Source organism: Sphingobacterium sp. UBA6645 (genome assembly GCF_002455685.1).
GTDB lineage: Bacteria > Bacteroidota > Bacteroidia > Sphingobacteriales > Sphingobacteriaceae > Sphingobacterium > Sphingobacterium hotanense.
In genome coordinates, this window is the sequence record NZ_DKLH01000005.1 from 25,056 (window position 1) to 41,524 (window position 16,469).

A 16,469-nucleotide genomic window follows, 5' to 3' on the forward strand; every position below is an offset into this window, starting at 1 on the left:
GTGAATATTGCATCATTATTTAGAAACAATATAAATAGTTTGCGACTAGAATTTAAATACACTTTTATGCTTCTGGCAGTACTTTTTCAACATGCGACCCTTCCTGTTTTTGCTCAACAAAAAGCGAATATAAAAGGCTATGTTGTCGACAGTTTGGGACTGCCTATTGCGAATGCTTCACTCCAATTTCAACCCGACCAAATTCAAGCACAAACTAACAGGAAAGGATATTTCGAAACCAGTCCTCAATTCACTGGAAGTTATAAATATTATATTTCAGCAATAGGCTATCATCCTGATACGGGAAGTATTGCGCTTGAGCAGAATCAGCAAGAGTTCCAATTCCGCTTACTCAAAGCAGATCAGCAAATAGAAGAGGTTTCCATCCTGGGAACTGTGATGAGAAGACCAACCCTTATTGATCCTCGACATGCCGCAATGCCAGTCACGATCATCGATCGTAGAACGCTGGAATTGCTGGGCAGCCGTCGCTTAGACGAGGTTCTGCGGGAGCAAACCGGCATGGCGATCGTGAATAACACTGCTGGCGGCAGTCGTTCAGTCGGTGTTCAGATGCAAGGATTGTCAAGCCAATATATCATGATTCTAATCGACGGACAACCTCTTTTAGGAAGACAGTCTGGCAATATGGATTTATCAAGAATTCAGGTTTCCAATATCGAGCGTATCGAAATCATTAAAGGCGCGTCCTCCTGTCTGTATGGCAATGATGCACTAGGCGGTGCGATCAATATCATCACTCGCTTCGGAAATACACAGCCGCAACTGCATGTGCAAGCTAGTTACGGCAGCTATAACATGACTGATATTACCGCCGAAGCGGAAAGCAACTTCAACCAAAACAAAGGTTATGTATTACTATCAACCAATTATTACCGAACAGATGGATTCAACAATAATAGACGATATATGGAGGCAGGAACTACGATTCCTCCATACACTAATTTCGCTTTGCAAGGGAAAGTACGACATCAGCTAAACGAGGCAAACGACTTCCTGAGCCTGAGCTTACGCGCCAATACGCGCAATTCGGAAATGATGCGAAAATATGCCAGCGATTACGAGATTTCTGATCAACAGCGAGAGACCGATATGAACGCATCATTGACCTACGACAAGCGGTGGAATAGCCAATGGAAAAGCATGACGAACTATTACTTTTCTCACTATCGCTCAGACATCAATGTCAGTGCGCAGGAAGGCTTGGCTGCGTTAGCTAGCGACGAATTCCAACAGGCAATCCATAAGGTCGAACAGCAAGCCGCATATCATCGCGAGGGTCTTAACCTAACGCTCGGCGCTATGGCACAACTTGAGCAAATGAACTTGGAATCGGGTTTGAACAGTCGTCATCAACTAACAGCAAGTGCGTACGGACAAGGAAACTATAGCCTCGGAAAATATACGCTACTGACCGCGGGACTACGTTTTGATCATACCGTAAACTATGGCTCGCAACTAAGTCCTAGCTTAGGAGCTACCCTAACTTTAAGCGAAGGCTTAAAATGGAAAGTAGGGATAGCATCCGGATTCAAAGCACCAGATTTCCGAACGAGATATCAGGTTTTCTATAATCCTTCTGCAAATTATTATGTGCTTGGTAATGAGGTTTTACGTGAAAGGCTAAATCAAATGGATGACGCAGGTGAAATCTCGGAAATAAGAACCGCTGTAATCAAGCAATTGGATCGTCCGCTGGACGCTGAAAAGAATATGTCGCTGAACAGTGGATTCAGCTACTCGCCTTTCAAGAATAGCCATATCGAGCTAAATGCATTTTACCATAAGCTCCGCAATCAGATCAATAGCATACAGGTCGCTACTGGACAGCGCAATATGGCAGTTTACTCATTTCAGAATCTTCCAAGCGCTGTCAACAAGGGTATCGAAGTGAATATGCGGGTGCAATTGTTCGAAGATGTAAATATCTCCGCAGGATACCAATACCTTGTCGCAAAAGATCTCTCGATAAAAGATAGCATCCAAGCGGGCGTATGGCCGTACAGTCAGAATATCCATGACCCGAAAACCGGTAACTCATATCCAGCAACGGTGGCTGATTATTGGGGACTGGAAAACCGTTCAAGACATCAATTTAATGTCGGCATCATCTATCAATACCAGCCTTGGAACATCACATTCAATGCGCGCGCGATATTTCGTGGAAAATACCCTTTCATGGATATGAATGGCAACCGCTTTATCGATCGATACGACAGCTTTGTCGACGACCATGTGATCTACTATGCAGGCATTGAAAAGAAGTTCAAGGCATTCCCCCTATCCATTCGGGTAAACATGGATAATGTTACGAACTATATTAATTACATGATTCCAGGACAAATGGGACGACTGACCAGTGTGAGCCTATCCTATCGAATCATTAAAAAATAATGACAATGACTTATAAAAAACAACATACATTGATCCTATTGCTGTCGCTCGTCACGTTGACAGCATGTAGTAAATCCAATGAAGGACCATCACTCCCCCTTGAAGATGGATTGAGCGTCGTAATTGAAAATCTTGCAGGAGACGTAGATGCTTCGGTAGGCACTACTGGGCCAGGCAAAGAGAAACGTGACTTCCACACCTTCCTCTTCCGCTTCGCCGATAAAAAGCAAACCTGGCTAAAGACCGCGCAGGACTCTGCTAGTCACTTCAAGAAAACTGATTGGGACTTGGCTTTCAGCAATTATTACAACAGTAATATCTATATCAACAACGGCGAGCAGACAGGCGTCCCATTTACCGGCAATGCGTCAAAGCATAAGATGCTATTGCTGAAGCAAGACTATCAGAACGTCACAACCGCGCCCAGCGACGCAGAATTCGACAATAGCACCTTATACAATATCGGGATGATAATAGATGAGAGCTCAGCCGGTTGGTATAACTATAATATGACTTCTCATCTTGTGCAGGTCGCACCTAACAGGACTTATGTACTAAGACTCTCTAACGGTAAATATGCGAAGCTACAGTTCATCAATGTCTACAAAAACAATCCACCCGTGGTTACAGAAGTAAATTGGCAAGCACCATACTATACCTTTCGATATTTTGTACAGGAAGACGGCAGTAAAAATCTAAGAACACAATAAATTTTTAAATACAATAATTATGTTAAGCGAAAGAATCAAAGCAGCAACGAAAAACGGTCACCAAAACTTAGAAAAACAAGTGGTTTACCGTTTAAAAGCAATCGAGAATAATTTAGATTATGCAGACTTATTAAAGTTTTTCTTTTCATACTTTGAGACGTTAGAACAACAGATTGCTAACAACATTCCAGCATCATTGGAATCATACTTCGGAGTGCGTAGAAGTGCGAAAGATATCGCAAAAGATATCGCAGTCTTAGGAGCAGACTTAGCTGATCTTCCACAGGCCTTTCTTCCGATTATTGAAAACAAGAACCAAGCAATCGGTGCATTATATGTATTGGAAGGTTCCATCATGGGCGGTCCATACATCGTCAAGATGCTACAAAAGCAAGGTATAGAGACTGGATTTAACTTCTTCCAAGGCTATGGCGAGCAGTCTGCAGAGAAATGGGCAAAGTTCACAAAGATCATCAACACGGAGGTTGCTGAAGAAAAAGATATCGAAGAAGCAATCGCGAGTGCACACAACACCTTCGAACAATTTTCTAATACATTCACAAATACCATAAATGCATAAAACATCATGATTAAAACCTTTAAATCTACCTTTCTTTTATTTGCTGTTATCGGGTTTTCTTGGACGTCAATTACTTCTTGTTCGGATGACGATGAAGTGGTAATTCCTAAACTCAGTGATAGCGGAGCAAAGACGGAATTAGCATCCCTTACGGTGCCTCCAAACAAAAAAGTATTCTTTGACTTCAAAACAAATTCTGTTCAGGACAGTGCGAAAAGCATGGTCAACTTATCCGGAATGTATGGGTCTAATTTGAAGAACTCACGCGACGATGTCTATTCAATGGGATACTTTGATATGGAAAATACTTCTGTTGAAAAACTTACATTGAAAGATATCTTGGCGGCGAAGATAACAGCAACCAATGAGTTCAGCATTGATGCTTCAAGTGCCGGTGCACCTGCAAAAGGAGCTACCTGGATTATCTATGACTTCAAGAATAACCACGCGGTTTATCCGACTCCAAATCGTTATATCGTCATGTATAAAGGCAAGGCGCTAAATGATATGGCGGAAGAACTTTATGTCATCAACGCTGGAAAAATCACTGCTGCGCAGGGAACTGCAGATTATAATATCAATGTGAAGAAATTCATTAAGTAAAATAAACTTTATTGATTAGTTTGGGGGATCATTTGAGAAGATGATCCCCTTTTTATGTTAAAGGAACTGTTCTTAATAAGCTTTATATATACCCCTTCTCTTTCCAACCAAAATGGAAAAATCCAAATCTTCCCAAAGTATCCTCTCCTATCTCAATAGGCATTAATGTCCAAAGCTATTAAGCGGTTTTTATAAAGAAGTCGTGCTAGGCAGAACGAATTTCATTATGAAATGTTATAACAAGAATACCATTAAACTTTAAGAAGATGCAGGAGGATGTTCAATCAGCAAAAGAACTGAAGAGCCATGGGCTACGTTACGTGGATTGCAATAAGAATGGGATAAAGCGCCTTAGGAAGGGTAAGCGGTTCACGTATGTTGATAAGAAGGGAAAGACTATAAAAGATGATAATAAACTTAAGCGTATTGCCAGTTTAGTCATCCCTCCTGCCTGGGAAGATGTATGGATATGCTCCAGTCCCAACGGTCATATTCAGGCGACGGGGATAGATGTGCGCGGTCGCAAACAATATAAATACCACACAGCCTGGTCTTCTTTGCGCAAAGACAATAAGTTTGCTAATCTCATCGTGTTTGGAAAAGGACTTCCGCTACTCCGGAAGCAAATCAAAAGAGATCTTCGACGGAAAGACTTAGATGAGCGTAAGGTGGTCGCATTGGCTTTAGAGATCATGGACCAGACGTCGATTCGTATTGGGAATGAGCAGTATAGCAAGCAAAACGGATCCTATGGTTTAACAACCCTTAAGAATAAACATGCAGATTTTCAAAGCAATAAGGTGCTTTTCGAATTTGTAGGCAAGAAAGGTATCAAACAGAAAAAGGTCCTAAAAGGTAAGAGACTGTACAACATTCTACGTTCCGTAAAAGAAATACCGGGGCAACGTCTATTTCAATATTTAGATAAGAACGGACGTTCGCATACGCTAGACTCTAATCAGCTTAACCATTATTTGAAAACATTCTACCAAGAAGAGGTCACTTGTAAAACCTTTCGTACCTGGAATGCCTGCTTTTCCTTTCTAGAATATCTTTCCGAAGCCGCAACACCCGAAACAAAAAAAGAACGCAAAGAAATATTGAACAATACGATTGAACGAGTCGCTAAATTATTAGGAAATACAAAAACAATTGCAAAGAACCACTATATAGACCCTAGGCTTATGGAAAGTTATGAAGAAGGACTCTTGGATAGCTGGTTGAAAAAGGTTCCTTCTGGGGCAAAAGAAAGGGAGAAGCATATCACGAAAAAGCTTCTTCGTATGTTGCGTTAAACGAATAAGTAAAATGCTCCCAAAAACGATATAAATACCTGTTTTACAAATGCATCAAACTAGGGTCTCCTATCGAATGTTCTTCCATCAAAATAGACTACTATGGAAACGTTCGATAGAAAGATAGAGATATTAAGGGATGCCATTGAAATAAATAATGAGCGCATTGCAGGTTATCAGAAAGCACAAGATATCGTCCAGTCGGAAAACCTAGAGAATCTATACGCTTTATTTGGTGATTACAAACGTCAATCCGAACAATTCAAGTCGGAGCTCGCTCCATTTATTACGCAGTTTGAAGAAACTGTTGATGATGGGACGATGGTAAGCGGAAAGCTATTTAGAGCCTGGATGGACTTAAAATCATTGGTTGCCCCGTCAACATCGGAATCTGTGCTTGCAAGTTGCGAAAAGGGCGAAGATGAATTCAAAAGCGCATATAAGGATTTGATAAACGAATCTTTATCTGACTTTCCTGAGATTGTCGATTTATTACAAACTCAGCTTACCATGCAATTAGGAGCACATGATCACATCAAAGAATTAAGAGATAATTCATAAAGAAACTAAGACATTTCCACTTGACCAGATTGCGTTTTCTAAGGAAAACTTCTCTGGTCATGTTGGAAGCCAAGATATATCGAAAGCACTTTTTTATTACAACAAACATCCCATGAATCCCCAGATGCATATTTGGGGATTTGCTTTTGAATAGCTTGTTTCTTACCTAAAATCATTAAATTTAAAGCAGAACAGCAAACGCGCACCATCTACTTCTTACATGCCAAAACACGATTCCCTTAAACTGTTAATTGACGTACTGAATCATTCTCCCCTAGCCACTGCTATTTACGACAGTAGCGATCTAAATATTGCTTTTGCCAATGACGCCATGTTGACGATGTGGTGTAGCAACCGGTCGATAATTGGCAAGCCTTTAAGCGAAGCCTTTCCAAATTTTAAAGAAGAAGGGTTCTCCAGAATCTTAGAAAATGTATGGCGAACGGGCATCAGCTATAAGGCAATGGATACACCTGCGGGAATCGTAGATGGCGATGTCACCCATACGCGTTATTTTGATTTCGAGTACAAGGCATTGGTCAATACAGACAACCAAACCTACGCTATCTTAAACACCTCCATCGACGTCACTGCAAGAAACAGAGCACTTCAGTTACTTAAGAAGCAAGAGCAACAGCTATCGGACAATCATGATTTAGAGGAGATTACCAATAGTTTGGCGCATGATGCAAAGAACCCGATTGCAATTGTTCGACTTGCAATAGATACGCTAAAACAAAATCACTTAATCGATGTTCAAAAAAGAGAACAATGGTATGATATCATTGATCAGGCGATGATTAGTTTGAACACGATTATCGACAAAACAGTACAGCTAAGCGAAGCACGGGCTTACGCTCCGGAAAAAACTTTAATCAACGTAGCTGACAATATCAAGTTTTGGTGCGAAGATGCAATACTGCTTTACAATTCTCCGAACACACGAGTGGAAACCGGTTTACTATTGCCGGTACTTGGCGATCAGGGCGGCGTTTTTCAAATCTTCAGTAATATTATTGGCAATGCCATCAAATATTCATCCTCCGTCCAAGATCCAGTAGTCCGAATCTATTCTGAAACGACCAATAAGGGTGTTGCTTATTACATTACGGATAATGGAATCGGCATTCCGGAGCATGAAATCAACGAAATCTACTACAACTTTCAGCGTGGATCAAACTCGAGTAGCTATAGAGGCTCTGGAATTGGGCTATTCATTGTAAAGCGCGTTATAAAACGGCTTGATGGCCAAATAAATATTTCTAGCAAAATAAACGTTGGAACGGAAGTCCGCCTTTTCTTTCCAAACCAATCCTAAATTCATTGAACGATTCCAAAGCTTTATTGTTCTTTAGATAGATCAAAAACAATAGAAAATGGAAACAACGAAAGAAGGAAATCCTAAAGACCTATACCCTAGACCACCGTTTAAAAAGCAGACACAAGAACCTCCCGGAGAAACCAAGAAAATGGATCCTCGACCCGATCACGGCGAACATACCTACGAGGGTTCGGGACTATTGACCGGCAAGGTTGCTATTATTACAGGTGGCGACTCGGGGATCGGCAAAGCCGTTGCCATCGCTATGGCAAGAGAAGGTGCAGATATTATCATTTGCTACAAAGATGATATTGAAGATGAAGATGCAAAGGATACCGAGGAATATGTAAAGCAAGCCGGTAGAGAAGCCATTCTATTTAAAGGAGATATCCGTTCGGAGGAAACCTGTAAAAAGATTATCGATATCGCCGTTGAACGCTATAAGAAAATCGATATTCTGATCAACAATGCTGCCTACCAGATGAGCTATAAGAACCTGCAGGAAATCACAGCAGAAGAATGGAACAAAACGTTTGAAGTTAACCTAAGCGCTATGTTTTATTTGACGAAATACGCGCAGGAGCACATCCGTGAAGGCGGAAGTATCATTAACACAACATCTGTTAATGCTTATGATCCGAATCCTACCCTATTGCCCTATGCTGCGAGTAAAGCTGCTATTCAAAACTTCACTTCCAACCTAGCACAGAAGTTTTTGGAAGAAGGCAATGGTATCCGAGTCAACGCCGTAGCCCCCGGACCAGTGTGGACTCCCTTGATACCGAGCACAATTCCGGACCACGAGAAATTTGGTGATAACACGCCGATAGGAAGACCCGGACAGCCGGCCGAAATTGCTCCTGTCTATGTTTTCTTAGCCTCTGCAGCAGCATCCTACGTATCTGGAGCAACCATTCCGGCTACCGGAGGCAGGATTACGATTTAAACGATCGCAAGCAACTCATCAAGCAAAGCTAAGGATGCGTTAAATGCTTTTACATAAGTATCCGCAGCATTGAGGGAAGGTAATGAATAGACTCGCGAAACGAGAATTCCATGAATATCTACAGCGATAAACACATCACCGACTTCAGCTGTCGGATGCTTTTTTGTCCCCTCATAAGCAACTCCCGTCAAAGAGATCAGAACGTCAGCAGGAATTAGTTTCTTTAAGCCGGGAATCAAAGCCTTCGTAACTTCCATTGACTCGGCAGTGTAGGTGTCGATTAAATGCTGTGGAACACGGAGCAGATTGGTCTTCACAGACTCCTCAAAACATACGATTCCCCCCTTCAAAAGATGTCCAGCGTCTACCTGCAAGCTCCAGATACTGGATAAAAAGCCTGCCGTCATGCTCTCCACAGTCGCCAAAGTCCAACCTCTTTTTACTAATTCAGCCGCTACTTTGTTCAATAGCCGATGATCTATACGTACCATAATTTTTCTATCATATTGCTTATTCATAGCATTAAACACGTAAAATGGTAAATCGTTGCAGAAAATCAAATAACGGCAGAATGAACCTATCAGCCATTTAGTTGTTATACTTACAAACAATCAAATTTATGAGAGCAATTTGGACAGGAGCAATAGGATTCGGATTGGTGAATATTCCGATAAAGATATACAGCGCAACACAATCGAGCAGCTTGGATTTAGATATGCTGGATCGAAAGGATCAAGCGAATATTAAATACAAGCGTGTGAATGAGAAAACCGGAAAAGAGGTTGCGTGGGAAAACATTGTCAAGGGCTATATGCTTAAAGACAAGTACGTCGTATTGGAAGACGCAGATTTCGAAGATGCCATGCCAGAAAAGAATAAGATGATCAACCTTCAGTCTTTCGTCAAGATTCAGGAGGTGGATAGCGTATATTTCGATACGCCTTACTATCTGGAGCCTCAGAAATCCGGAGAGAAAGCTTATCAGCTTTTGTTGAAAGCATTGGAGAAGAGCAAAACCGCAGGCTTAGGAACCTTTGTGATGCGCAACGTGGAAAACCTGGCGATCATCAAACCATCAGACAATATTCTTGTACTCAACAAGCTTCGCTTTGAAGAAGAAATTAGAAGCACGGAAGATCTGAAAGATAGTGGGTCGGTGAAGATCAAAAAAGAAGAAATGGATATGGCGATGCAGCTGATCAAAGCCAATAGCAGACCCTTCGATATCTCGGCGTTCAAAAATGAATACAGCAAAGAATTGCTGAAGATTATACAACAGAAAAGTAAGGGAAAGCGCGCAACCATCCGAAAGATCAATGTGGAGAATACCAAAGCATCCGACCTATTAGAAAAACTAAAAGCAAGCCTTGCTTAGAAGTTGCCAAGTGCTTTCTTAATATCGACTTTACTATTCATCAGCTCTGCCCAAGGGTCGGCAATTGCTTTTACTCGTTCGGGCACTGTATCAATGGTAAAGTCGGCTATTTGTATATCCTCATCCAGCTCTTCCCAAGTAATCGGTGTACTTACCGTTGCCATCGGCTTCGGACGCAATGAATACGGCGCAGCAATGGTTTGCCCTTGTCGATTTTGAAGAAAGTCCAGATAGATCATCCCCTCCCGTTTTTTCGGATCGCGCACCAAACTGGTCGTATCCGGATGCTGATCTTGGACAAGCTGAGCAACAAATTGGATAAAGTCGCGAACGACCTCATACTCGTAACGCTCATTGACATGCAAGAAAATATGAAAACCAGTGGATCCAGAGGTTTTAATAAATGCTGGAACCCCAGCTTTATCGAACACCTCTTTAGAGGTTCGTGCAACTGCCTTTAGCTCATCGAAGTCAGCGCCATTAGGATCTAGGTCCAAAACTGCAAATTTAGGCTTATCGGGCTTCTTATAAGTTGATAACCAAGGATTGATTTCAATCGAACCAAGGTTAGCGATAAAAAGCAAGCTCGCCAAATCATTGCATAGAAGATAGTCTATCGTGCTATTGTTGCTCTTCGAAAACATTGGTGCTATTTTCACCCAAGATGGAAGCTGATCGGGCTCTACATCTTTTTGAAAAAAACTCTTGCCTTTTATCCCATTCGGAAATCGATTCATCGAAATCGGCCTATCTTTCACATAGGGTAGTATAAAATCGCCCATTTCTTCATAGTACGCAATCATATCTCCTTTGCGGATACCCTCATCCGGCCAGTATATCTTATCCTGATTCGTTAGCTTCACTTCCTTCTTCCCAAATTTAACTATACGCTCCTTTTCCATCGCTTTAGCCTCTACAATTTCCAGTTTTGTTTCTTCTGCTGCCTTATCTGTTCTCAAGCCTTTAAATACAGGATGCCGTAAATGCTTATCCTGTGTCCATTCCGAGTAGTAGACATCACATACCAACGTAGGCTCTAGCCAGGTAACTAGCCGTTCATTCGCAACTTTTACTGTTTTATCGAAAGGTTTGGTCTTTGTGCTAAGCTTCGAAAATTCCTTATGCAGATCCTTCAGCAAGGAATCGTTGAATCCAGTTCCGCAATTGCCAATATACTTCAGCTTCCCTCGATCATATGCACCTAACACCAAGGCTCCGAAACCTAATCTGGAACCCTGAGGTTCGGTAAAGCCACAGATCACGGCTTCTTGTGTATTTCTTAATTTATATTTCAACCAAGAGCTGCTGCGCTTATCTTCCAGATAACTGCTATCCTTCCGTTTGGCAATCAACCCCTCCCAATGTTGCGCTTCCGCTTCCTGTATGCTCTTTTCCCTATCCATATTCAGGCTTTCGACGAATAGAATGTTCGGAAGATTGGCCTTTTTGAGCAGCAGTTCCAAAATCTCTTTTCTTTGCAGTAAATCGTACGATCGAAGATCTACGTCGTCTAATTCTAAAATATCAAACACATAATAGTGAAGCTCTAGATTTCTTGGTATAGGCTCTCCCGACTGTAAAAGCTGAAAATGTGCTTGCTTGCTTTTGTCTTCGATTACAATCTCCCCGTCCAGTACACAGTCTCGCTTTATTTTATTCAATTCCTTGACCAGGCTTGGAAACTTAGCATCCAGACTGTTGGAGTTTCTGGAAAGTAATTTTACTTTATTGCCCAAGCAGACAGCGATCGATCGAAAGCCGTCAAACTTCTTCTCATATAGCCATTCATCACCATCCGGCAAGTCAGCCGCCAGTTTCGCCAGCATGGGTTTAGGCTTATTGGCGATATCCTTTGATTTGGCTGTAGCTGATTTTGTAGTTGTCTTTCTGGCTGCCGCGCTTTCTTTTTTAAAGGCCTTCCCCTCCTCTACTATCGCCTTATCAATCAGCTTCTCCGCATCAAAAGCCTTGTCCGTAGAAAATTCGTCCTTATGCTTGATCAGCAACCAGTTGTTTCCTTGTCCCGTATGCATGCGCACCAATGCAAACTCGCCTTTCAGCCGCTTACCATGAAGATGAAATTTAATAGAACCCTTTTCCAGGTCTTCCAAGAATGTTTTTGCATTTTTGCTTTCGACAAAATCATAAGTCCCTTCATCGAAAATAGAAACCGTACCGGCGCCATAATTGCCCTTAGGAATACTCCCCTCAAAAGTCGCATAGCTCACGGGATGATCTTCAACTTGAACAGCGAGGCGTTTGTCTTTCGGATTTAAGGAAGGACCTTTAGGCACCGCCCAGCTCTTTAATACGCCATCCAATTCCAAGCGAAAATCATAATGTAGTCGGCTGGCGTGATGTCGTTGCACAACAAAGGTTAGTTTCTTTGCTTTTGCCTTCGTATTTTCTGTCCTCCCTTCCGGTTCGCTGGTAACCGAAAAGTCGCGCTTCTGTTGATATTTCTTTAAATCTGCCATAGCTGATTAAAGAACAAGACAATAGCGCGATAGTTTGTGGTAAATTCTAAATAAGGAATCTTAGTGGATCAAACCATTCTGCACAGCAAATTTAATCAGCGCTGGCGTGTTTTTCGATTTCGTCTTATCAATCAAATTCTGTCTATGGCCTTCCACTGTTCTTTTGCTCAGGAATAACTTTTTAGAAATTTCTAAATTAGTATATCCCTCACCCAATAATTCCAGCACTTCTAGCTCTCTTGAGGTTAAATCGAGTTCTGTAGGATCTAAGTTGACAGGCTGATTGTTGTTTCTTACGATCGCTTTTTCAATAAAGCCCATCGATAGCTCTTCACACAAATATCGCCCACCGCGCATCACATGCTGAATAGCAAACAGCATTTCTTCAGCACCCACATTTTTGATCAAATATCCTTTAGCACCATATTCAAAAGCTCGAGCCACATGTTGATCGCAATCTAACATCGTTAAAACAAGTATTTTTATATGTGGATAACGTTCGCTTACCTCACGAATCAATTGCAGTCCATCAACTTCCTGCATCCCGATGTCTGTAATGATAACATCGACCGCCAAACCATTATCTAATAAGTCTAATACCTCTCTCCCATTATTGACGTCTCCGATAACTTGGAAGTCTTGCTGCGAGTCGAGTAATAACTTGATCCCGTTTCTAACGACCAAATGATCTTCCGCTAATAATATCTTCACCTCTGCCATTCTCTATTTTATTTTTAATGTCACTTTCACCTGTGTTCCTTCCTCTAGATCCCGAATTTCCAGAGTACCATCGTAACGCTCTACCCGACTTTTTATACTTTGTAAACCAATACCATTTCTAAGGCTTTCTTCCAGCTTTGCTTGAAATCCAACACCATTGTCGGTAACTTCGATATTGACTTGTTCGGCATCGCATCTTGTCTTTACAATAACCTGACTGGCCGAAGAATGTTTCATTGAATTGTTTAACAGTTCCTGAATAACGCGGTAGACGACCAGTAAAAAATCCTTATCCAGTCCTTCTTGATCTTCACAGATATAGCATTTCACATGAAAATCGGAAGTAGAAACCCGCTCGCACATCGATAGGATGGCGGCTTTAAGGCCAAAATCATGTAATACGGAAGGCACAAGATCTACCGAGATATTACGGACCTGAAAGATGGCGTCGTTCAACATCTTTTTTATGGGCGCAATATCTCCTGCTAGAACGTCGTTCTCGGATACGATATGTTGTAAATTTAAACGAATAGCATATAGTATTTGCGCAACACTATCATGTAGTTGCTGGCCGATACGGATGCGTTCCTGCTCTTGCGTTTCGATGATTGTCTTGTATAATTCCTTTTTTCCCTCTATCCAATTTGGGTCTGGGTAGAATCCCTTATCAAACATCAGCAGACAATATTGATCCTCATCAAACTGATTCATAAACTTCTTGACATAGGTGTCCACGGCCAAGAAGTTATTGTCTTTCTGAATAAATTTTAAAGAGAGAATAAGCGGATCGTACAAAGAGTCTCGGTTCTCGAATACTGCTTTTAGTTTTAACGCATCCTCGCCATCTAAAAACTCGAAAATATGACGTCCGAGGATCTGTGGATGATGCTGACCAAAAAGCTTCAAAAAGCGGTCGTTGATACGAAAAACCTGAAAAAACTTATCGAGAAAGACATAAGCGAAAGGCCCGTCTTTAAAGAAAAGATCAATATTCAACATCGTTTTTTGCGACTCCTCATCAAAGAGCGAGTATTGCTTCATATTGAAGTCATTGTTCAAGTTGTTTTCCTCCAGCGGTAGCATGTTAAAGAATAGTACAGTGTGTTATACAATTTAATACTCTAAATTGGTAGATAAGGGAGATCACGACATTCCCTTTTTTTGGTAGTTTTTATAAGATAAGAAAATCATTATCCTACTAAAACTCTTAAAAATACGGAAAATAATCTCTTAGAATCTACCCCCAGATGCTCGATTCAAACGTTTTCCGTATTAATAAGCCTATTTCAGGTATTTCACGCAAAATAACTGCTAGAATTCAACCAATTTAAAAAGCTTAAGTCTACTATAACGCTTATTAATTCCTACTTATTTTGTTATTTAATTAATAATCAACAAAAAGACTCCTCTAATCGGCCATAGGCGAACTTCTACCGCTAATGGACCTGATGTCGACTGAATCGGTAGTTTATACGGTCTGCGGGTATTTATACCCATTTTAAATTAGCATCAAAAATATGAAAAACATACTCTAAATCAATACGTTATATCTATACATCAATTAAACACTATAAGACTACTAGATATGAAAACGACCCTAAATTCCACTATCTCAGAAAACTCGCCGATACTAAAACGGCTAGCGAACAATTTCACGAATGATCCTTTCGAAAAAGAAGATTTGGTCCAGGAGACATTTATTCGCTCACTAAAGTCATTAGAAAAATTCGTTAATCACCCAAAGCTAGTTTCGTGGCTTTATGTGATTATGAAAAACATCTACCTCAACAAATACCGTCGCGAAGCCATACACCGAATCGCAGAAAAGGAAATTACCTATACGCAATCATCCAATAGCAAAATAAAGAATAAAGCAGAATCCGATTTCGTAGTGAAGGATGTGCAGGATGCCCTACATACGCTATCTGAAGAAAATTACAAGATTATAAGCATGTATCTAGAAGGCTTTAAATACTATGAGATTGCAGAACATATGAACATAAAAGAAGGCACCATCAAAACCCGGATACATACCATTCGAAAGATCTTGAAAAAGAAGCTACGAGTTTACGCGGTGTAAGAGGTTAGATTTTAGATGTAAGAAATAAGAGGGCGCCGATTAGGCGCCTTTGTTTTTGAAGCTGTTTTTGAAACTTTGGTTTAACATTTGTCTTGAACCAGGAAAGAAAGGATTCAAGGATTAACAGGATATTTTGTCTTTGAACTAGGAAAGAAAGGATTCAAGGACTGGCAGGCTATTTTGTCTTGAACCAGGAAAGAAAGGATTCAAGGATTAACAGGATATTTTGTCTTTGAACTAGGAAAGAAAGGATTCAAGGATTGGCAGGCTATTTTGTCTTTGAACCAGGAAAGAAAGGATTTAAGGATCAGCAGGATCTTGTTCATCCTAAAATCCTTTCTTTCCTGGTTCAATACAATACAATACAATACAATACAATACAATACAAGAAGACAACACAAGACAAGACAAGAAGACAAGACAAGAAGCCAAGACAATACTAGAAAACATACTCTAATGTCTAACATCTAATATCTAACATCTAACATCTACCAGACTGCTTTGACTCAAACCCAATTCATAACCCTTTCAAACCCAATACAAACCCCTATCATAACCTTTTTGAAAGGGCTTTGATAGGGGTTTGATTTAATTAAAAAGGATTTATCTTCTGTCGAAGGTCGGATACGTCCTGATTATTCTTCGCTATTTTTTGTTAGCTTTTGACATAGCAACCTGCGTAAGTTTTTCGTCGGCATTCTTTTCTTGTTCAAGAATCTCTGCAAAAATTGCTGCTACATCATCATGCTGCATCAACTTGGCATAGGTGGCTAGGGAACCATAGGTTGCAATTTCATAGTGTTCTACTTTCTGTGCTGCAGCAACAAGAGCCGCATCTAAGGCTTCACTTCCTTCGAACTCGCTCATGATTTCATCGGCTTCATTCAATAAGCCCTCCATTGCTTTACATTTCTTACCACGTGCCGGAAGATCGAGTAGCTGAAACACTTGCTTGAGCTTGTCAATCTGTCCTTCGGTTTCCTGTAAATGCTCTTTAAAGGCATTCTTCAACTCTTCTCCCTCTGCTGTTGAGACTAATTTCTTTAAGCCTGCCAGCAGTTGTCTCTCGGCATTGTAGATGTCTTTCAGTTCGTCTACCATTAACTCATGCAAATGCGCATTAGGCATTTTCTCACCATTTTGATTCATCTTTTTGCTCATAATTTTTCCTTTCATTTTGTTGTTTACGAAGAGTTTTAATTATTGTTACCTACTGAACAGGTTTTCTCCCCATTGGTTAACCCAAATTTCGAATCAGGTACTAGTACCTACTCCGCGGCAATAAAGTGCGCAAGCAAGCAGGTAGAATTACCTGGCAGCATTCGGCCTTTATACTTCAATCTACAGTGGATTATCACGCCTGTACTGTCGTTTAGCAATCGTCGC

General features: G+C 40.9%; 15 protein-coding genes. 10 read left to right on the top strand and 5 right to left on the bottom strand.

Annotated features, from left to right (window positions below; translation table 11 throughout):
* The first annotated feature begins 66 nt into the window (after positions 1 to 66).
* The 8 genes from B2400_RS00750 to B2400_RS00785 all read left to right on the top strand — a co-directional run bounded on the left by B2400_RS00750 (position 67) and on the right by B2400_RS00785 (position 8,431).
* A complete protein-coding gene (locus tag B2400_RS00750; protein WP_293930193.1) occupies positions 67 to 2,415 on the top strand; it encodes a TonB-dependent receptor in 2,349 nt (782 codons plus the stop codon).
* A 5-nt stretch (positions 2,416 to 2,420) separates the two neighbouring features.
* Positions 2,421 to 3,125 carry an HmuY family protein gene (locus tag B2400_RS00755; RefSeq protein WP_293930195.1) on the top strand — a complete coding sequence of 235 codons (705 nt, stop codon included), beginning with the start codon at positions 2,421 to 2,423 and terminating at the stop codon, positions 3,123 to 3,125.
* A 19-nt stretch (positions 3,126 to 3,144) separates the two neighbouring features.
* Entirely contained in the window at positions 3,145 to 3,705 is a 561-nt protein-coding gene (locus tag B2400_RS00760; protein ID WP_293930196.1) for a biliverdin-producing heme oxygenase, read from the top strand.
* Between the two features lie 6 nt (positions 3,706 to 3,711).
* Complete coding sequence (locus B2400_RS00765) at positions 3,712 to 4,308, top strand: hypothetical protein (RefSeq protein ID WP_286651379.1); 597 nt, start codon at positions 3,712 to 3,714, stop codon at positions 4,306 to 4,308.
* Between the two features lie 266 nt (positions 4,309 to 4,574).
* Positions 4,575 to 5,603 (top strand): DNA topoisomerase IB, encoded by a 1,029-nt coding sequence (locus B2400_RS00770; RefSeq protein ID WP_293930199.1) that lies wholly within the window; start codon positions 4,575 to 4,577, stop codon positions 5,601 to 5,603.
* A 102-nt stretch (positions 5,604 to 5,705) separates the two neighbouring features.
* Positions 5,706 to 6,164 carry a PA2169 family four-helix-bundle protein gene (locus B2400_RS00775; RefSeq protein WP_293930200.1) on the top strand — a complete coding sequence of 153 codons (459 nt, stop codon included), beginning with the start codon at positions 5,706 to 5,708 and terminating at the stop codon, positions 6,162 to 6,164.
* 220 nt (positions 6,165 to 6,384) lie between these two features.
* Positions 6,385 to 7,482, top strand: coding sequence for a PAS domain-containing sensor histidine kinase (locus B2400_RS00780; protein WP_293930202.1), 1,098 nt, complete (start codon positions 6,385 to 6,387; stop codon positions 7,480 to 7,482).
* Between the two features lie 58 nt (positions 7,483 to 7,540).
* Positions 7,541 to 8,431, top strand: coding sequence for an SDR family oxidoreductase (locus tag B2400_RS00785; RefSeq protein WP_149525452.1), 891 nt, complete (start codon positions 7,541 to 7,543; stop codon positions 8,429 to 8,431).
* Here B2400_RS00785 and B2400_RS00790 read toward each other — a convergent pair.
* Positions 8,428 to 8,949 (bottom strand): CinA family protein, encoded by a 522-nt coding sequence (locus B2400_RS00790; RefSeq protein ID WP_293930204.1) that lies wholly within the window; start codon positions 8,947 to 8,949, stop codon positions 8,428 to 8,430. The two genes, B2400_RS00785 and B2400_RS00790, sit on opposite strands and share 4 nt — an antisense overlap.
* Positions 8,950 to 9,050: 101 nt before the next feature.
* On the opposite strand from B2400_RS00790, the gene B2400_RS00795 reads away from it, so the two are divergent.
* Positions 9,051 to 9,806, top strand: coding sequence for a Ku protein (locus B2400_RS00795; RefSeq protein WP_149525450.1), 756 nt, complete (start codon positions 9,051 to 9,053; stop codon positions 9,804 to 9,806).
* On the opposite strand, the gene ligD is transcribed toward B2400_RS00795, so the two are convergent.
* The 3 genes from ligD to B2400_RS00810 are packed head-to-tail and all read right to left on the bottom strand — an operon-like array spanning position 9,803 to position 14,086.
* Positions 9,803 to 12,283, bottom strand: coding sequence for a DNA ligase D (gene ligD / locus B2400_RS00800; RefSeq protein WP_293930205.1), 2,481 nt, complete (start codon positions 12,281 to 12,283; stop codon positions 9,803 to 9,805). The two genes, B2400_RS00795 and ligD, sit on opposite strands and share 4 nt — an antisense overlap.
* A 60-nt stretch (positions 12,284 to 12,343) precedes the next feature.
* Positions 12,344 to 13,003: a response regulator transcription factor gene (locus B2400_RS00805; protein WP_286651372.1), complete on the bottom strand. Its 660-nt coding sequence runs from the start codon at positions 13,001 to 13,003 to the stop codon at positions 12,344 to 12,346.
* Positions 13,004 to 13,006: 3 nt separating this feature from the next.
* Entirely contained in the window at positions 13,007 to 14,086 is a 1,080-nt protein-coding gene (locus B2400_RS00810; RefSeq protein ID WP_286651371.1) for an ATP-binding protein, read from the bottom strand.
* 502 nt (positions 14,087 to 14,588) lie between these two features.
* Between B2400_RS00810 and B2400_RS00815 the strand changes: the two genes are divergently transcribed.
* On the top strand, positions 14,589 to 15,083 hold the full coding sequence (locus B2400_RS00815; protein WP_149525446.1) for an RNA polymerase sigma factor: 495 nt from the start codon (positions 14,589 to 14,591) through the stop codon (positions 15,081 to 15,083).
* A 645-nt stretch (positions 15,084 to 15,728) separates the two neighbouring features.
* Here the strand turns inward: B2400_RS00815 and B2400_RS00820 are convergent.
* The gene (locus tag B2400_RS00820; RefSeq protein ID WP_293930207.1) at positions 15,729 to 16,259 is read right to left on the bottom strand and encodes a ferritin-like domain-containing protein; all 531 of its coding nucleotides are present in this window, start codon (positions 16,257 to 16,259) and stop codon (positions 15,729 to 15,731) included.
* Positions 16,260 to 16,469: the final 210 nt, after the last annotated feature.

Coding starts and splice junctions, on each gene's coding strand:
- B2400_RS00750 (WP_293930193.1), top strand. CDS start 67: ATGCTTCTGGCAGTACTTTTTCAACATGCGACCCTTCCTGTTTTTGCT.
- B2400_RS00755 (WP_293930195.1), top strand. CDS start 2,421: ATGACTTATAAAAAACAACATACATTGATCCTATTGCTGTCGCTCGTC.
- B2400_RS00760 (WP_293930196.1), top strand. CDS start 3,145: ATGTTAAGCGAAAGAATCAAAGCAGCAACGAAAAACGGTCACCAAAAC.
- B2400_RS00765 (WP_286651379.1), top strand. CDS start 3,712: ATGATTAAAACCTTTAAATCTACCTTTCTTTTATTTGCTGTTATCGGG.
- B2400_RS00770 (WP_293930199.1), top strand. CDS start 4,575: ATGCAGGAGGATGTTCAATCAGCAAAAGAACTGAAGAGCCATGGGCTA.
- B2400_RS00775 (WP_293930200.1), top strand. CDS start 5,706: ATGGAAACGTTCGATAGAAAGATAGAGATATTAAGGGATGCCATTGAA.
- B2400_RS00780 (WP_293930202.1), top strand. CDS start 6,385: ATGCCAAAACACGATTCCCTTAAACTGTTAATTGACGTACTGAATCAT.
- B2400_RS00785 (WP_149525452.1), top strand. CDS start 7,541: ATGGAAACAACGAAAGAAGGAAATCCTAAAGACCTATACCCTAGACCA.
- B2400_RS00790 (WP_293930204.1), bottom strand. CDS start 8,949: ATGAATAAGCAATATGATAGAAAAATTATGGTACGTATAGATCATCGG.
- B2400_RS00795 (WP_149525450.1), top strand. CDS start 9,051: ATGAGAGCAATTTGGACAGGAGCAATAGGATTCGGATTGGTGAATATT.
- ligD (WP_293930205.1), bottom strand. CDS start 12,283: ATGGCAGATTTAAAGAAATATCAACAGAAGCGCGACTTTTCGGTTACC.
- B2400_RS00805 (WP_286651372.1), bottom strand. CDS start 13,003: ATGGCAGAGGTGAAGATATTATTAGCGGAAGATCATTTGGTCGTTAGA.
- B2400_RS00810 (WP_286651371.1), bottom strand. CDS start 14,086: ATGCTACCGCTGGAGGAAAACAACTTGAACAATGACTTCAATATGAAG.
- B2400_RS00815 (WP_149525446.1), top strand. CDS start 14,589: ATGAAAACGACCCTAAATTCCACTATCTCAGAAAACTCGCCGATACTA.
- B2400_RS00820 (WP_293930207.1), bottom strand. CDS start 16,259: ATGAAAGGAAAAATTATGAGCAAAAAGATGAATCAAAATGGTGAGAAA.